This is a genomic window from Pseudogemmobacter sp. W21_MBD1_M6 (assembly GCF_052119585.1).
Lineage (GTDB): Bacteria > Pseudomonadota > Alphaproteobacteria > Rhodobacterales > Rhodobacteraceae > JBGQOJ01.
Map to the genome: position 1 here is coordinate 1 of NZ_JBGQOJ010000064.1, position 3,434 is coordinate 3,434.

1 protein-coding gene is annotated in these 3,434 nt (G+C 57.6%); it reads right to left on the reverse strand.

Going from position 1 to position 3,434, the window contains the following annotated elements; genetic code table 11:
- Positions 1-537 precede the first annotated feature (537 nt).
- Positions 538-3,348, reverse strand: coding sequence for a hypothetical protein (locus tag ACEN2R_RS20795; RefSeq protein ID WP_442044834.1), 2,811 nt, complete (start codon positions 3,346-3,348; stop codon positions 538-540).
- Positions 3,349-3,434 lie beyond the last annotated feature (86 nt).

Below are 3,434 nucleotides of genomic sequence, written 5' to 3' on the forward strand. Positions count from 1 at the left end.
CCGCGAAACGAGCGCAAAGAGGGTGGCTTCCCTGGCTGGCTAAACTGGCTCGATTTTGGCTTGGGTGGATTCTTGCTAGAATAGTAAAATCCACCTGAAAAGCTATTTCTTTGCGCCCAACCCATTGTAATTGAATCAGTTTATTTTTTCTATCGGCCAAGGTGGCTTCAAAGTGGATTCCCCGGTGAAAAAGCCACGCGCTAGCGAAATGGCGCGCTAAGCCCCCCCGTATACGGATAAGGCCGAGGAGGAACCATGGGAGGGGGTAGCTGAACACCAAGGTGCAGGTTTTTGATCGGCCTTCGGACTACATCGACATAAAGGCAGCCCACTGTGATCTGATGCCCTTCAGTAGCCGTCATCCACTTTCGCGATGAGGTCGCGCCTGCCGAGCCTTTTGGCGATGACGCGCTTGAAATTATCAGGAATTTGAAGAACGGACTTTGCTCGGTCGCATTCTTCACAAGTTGACGACTTTCCTTAGATGGACGACGCGGGGCAACAGTCAGGCGCGCGCGTTGGTCGCCTCGGGTGACATTATTTGAGCTGTATATTGAATGATGCCGTAGGCTGATTGGCGGATACCGCCCTGCTTGCGGCGTCAAAAGCCACCGGATCGACAAGCCGCATCAAGATCGTATGCTCGCCCGTCATGGATTCCATGAACGTCGCATCAAGTGCTGCGGGACACGCCGAGAGCTTGGCCTGATTTGACTCACTATGTTTGAGAGCGGCGTCGATGAATGTCACCAAATCTGCCACCTGAATGAACGATCTATTGTTGCCGCCACTACGCCCTTGGGCCATCGGCACCCGTGTTATGTCGCCCTGTTGGTCGGCCTGCGTACCGCCGAACATCGTGCCGTCCCGCCAGTCGATCAGGTTGCAACGCGTCTTTGAACCATCGGTGCGCCAGTGCCACTCTGTCCAGCTACCTCCGCTCGCTTCTTCCCATGTGGGTGCACCGTAGGCATCTGTCATGGCCACCTGTATGGCTTCCATTGGAATGCTGGAATCGACTCGAATTCGCCGTACCACGCCGATAACATTTCGCGGGTCCGCAGCAGTGTCGTAATGCAGGACAAACCATTCACCAGATGCTAGCGCAATTGCATCCGCGTTTTCGTCGATTGCCTCTGGTTTGGAGGCAGTGAAGCCTACCTGATAGACGATCTCATCTGAGTCAGCGATCAGTTGGAGTGCGGCATCGCGGCTGGCCCCCAAACGGATACCCAGGATCGACAGGATCTCTGCGTCAACATTCGAACCTGACTCGGGCACCGGGTTTGGTGCCGGTTTCGGCGCGGCGGCAGATATTGTCGCTGCTCGCGATTCCGTCGCAAAATCACTTCGTGCCACCACCACGCTGGCACTCGGTGATAGGTAGGTAACATCAAGCTCTGCCTCGTGCGATATCATCTCAATATCGGCGCGGCCAAGGGCTTCGCGGGGCGTGTGAAGTTCCGCACCCCACCCAAGGAACTCGCGCCTGATCGCACCGCTCGGCGCGGCACCATCACTGCGACTGACCGCAGCGCCGAACGATTTTTTCCACGCGTTTAGAGTTTCAGACACAAGACCCGTCGTCACAACCTGCCTCAGCATCACGCGAGAAATACGGCCCTCTGCCACACGGGCCACCAGGCAAATCGTGCCAAGTTCATCTTCGATCTTGCCGCTGTCGATACCATCATAACGGCAGAGGCCATGCTCGGCGCGCACAATACCGTCAGAGACGGAGGTTTCGCCTGCCGAGAAGTCCTCGGACAGCGCCTTTAGCGCGGCGTCAAGCGTCATGCCCGGAGCCACGCCCATGATTGGAAAGGCGGTCGGTTGCCGTGGGATTCCGGAGGAGGCACGCTCCGGCCCGAGATAGGCGAGTGCCGCCTGGGTGAGCGCGCCAGTCTCGTTTGCGTTCTCGCCGACATAGCTCTTCTGAAAATGGACAGTGTCGCCCGTCTCGCCTGTCACTAGCGCCACGGCAATCGGTCGGGCGGTCGTAACGACATGCATTCCTTCTAGTTCTGTTGCCACAACCTCGAAATCAATACGCAACCTGGGGTCGGACGTCTGAATGCTGACAAGCCTTTCGGCAGCGTCGGGCGGCATCGGCAAAAAGTCTGGCGTGAGATCGAAGGACGACTTCAAGCTGAATGGAATACCGTTGACCATATAGCCCGGGTCCTGAAAGGTACGGACAGGAAACCCCTGCTTTTCGAAGTCGTAATCCTCCAGAGTCGCGGCGAGATAGAGACGCATCGGAATCGGCAATGCCGGTGCTTCCGCGATCAGGCGCGGCGCGACCTCGCTCCGGAAAGACTGCCGATTGCGCTGGACAGCAAACTCGTCCTGTCCGGCAAAACCGTTTCTGTCATTGAAATACCGGACCCTGGTTTCGTTGTTCAAAATTGCCGTGAGTAGACGAAGGTTGTAGCCATTCTCACCTTCCTCGGCGGATTTCACGATAGCGCGGGCGGCGCTGGCCACGATATGTATAACGCCTTCGCGCGCCGTGGCAGTCGGTTCCCGGTAACCGGAGTAGTCGATGACGATTCTTCCGTCTTCGAGTTTGAGTTGGAAATCGCGCATCGCGCTGTCCGATACGACGTTGCCGGTCGCAGCGTCGTCAGGCGGCGGTTGAGACGTGGGCGACTGCGCCCCTCCCGACAACGCGGCGGCGGTTTCGAGCGGCCGGCTCAAAGCCGCATCCAAAAAGTATCCCGCAAATATTAGCTGCGCGGTCCAGCGCGGCTGTCTTAAGCGAGGCTGATCCGGCATCAGGTCGACTGCAAATCCGATGTAGATCACAGGATCGCCGCTTTCATTGCGTTGCAATTCACTCAACAGGGCTTCTGCTGCTGCTGGCGGAACCGCGATGGGTCGGCCGAGATCACCGAGGTCGACAGCAACGGGCCTGCTTCCTGGCGGTTTGATCGATGCAGGACCGTCACCCGTCATACCCGAGAAAACAGGAAAGGCTGAGGCCGCGAAGTCATAGGCTCCCACGACGGTTTGCCTCGGATACACGAGCCGGACCGGCGTTGTGGGTGCGGTCGCAATGATCCGGTCGCGCAGCCCGTTAGCGGCAATGAATGCTGCAATGTTCCGACGCCGTTCGAACTCGTTCGCACCGCGCCACCATAGAAAAGCAGATTCTCGCGGCAGGTCTCCCGGAGGATCAAGCTGACCTCCGCCCAATGAATAAGCGAAACTCGCGTCGGAAAATGACATGCAGTCGGGGTTGCCAAGGGTCATTTCGTCCGACGAGCAGAGATAGGGACGAACGTCCTCCAACGACAGGTAGTCGCGCGCCATTTCGGCCAGAATCGACGGATTGTCGACCGGCATCAATTCGTCGCCCTCTGTGCCAATAAGCGTGAGACAATTGACTGGCTAAAGTTTACACTTGAGGGCGCAGGAGAACGAACCCATGG

What these genes read in the sequence shown, in the direction of transcription:
- ACEN2R_RS20795 (WP_442044834.1), bottom strand. Translation starts at nt 3,348, where the DNA reads ATGCCGGTCGACAATCCGTCGATTCTGGCCGAAATGGCGCGCGACTAC.